1 pseudogene is annotated in these 230 nt (G+C 52.2%); it reads right to left on the bottom strand.

Going from position 1 to position 230, the window contains the following annotated elements:
• Window positions 1–32: 32 nt before the first annotated feature.
• A pseudogene (locus AF337_RS45935) lies at window positions 33–230 on the bottom strand (2'-5' RNA ligase family protein); the annotation flags it as partial.

The following is a 230-nucleotide window of genomic DNA, read 5'->3' as shown; positions in this document are numbered from 1 at the left end:
AAGCAGAGCCGATCGACCAGCCAGAATTGCCACTAGGTGCTTTTGCCTCGGAGGCGTGGCTCGCTGAGTATATTGATCTCGACGCTTGGATAAACGCGCTCTTCCAGCAATTTAAGGGATCCAACCTTCATTGCCTTGGGCAATAAGCCTGCGTCGAAGTTGACTGCTGGTAGCCTGTCTTCTGCAAAAAATCTGAACAGTGTTATGTGCGCTATTCGGGGTGGGGTGGC

It is taken from the genome of Rhizobium ecuadorense (assembly GCF_001187535.1).
In the GTDB taxonomy this organism is placed as follows: domain Bacteria; phylum Pseudomonadota; class Alphaproteobacteria; order Rhizobiales; family Rhizobiaceae; genus Rhizobium; species Rhizobium ecuadorense.
Note: the sequence above shows the minus strand (reverse complement) of the source record. Positions and strands in the feature narration are given on the sequence as shown.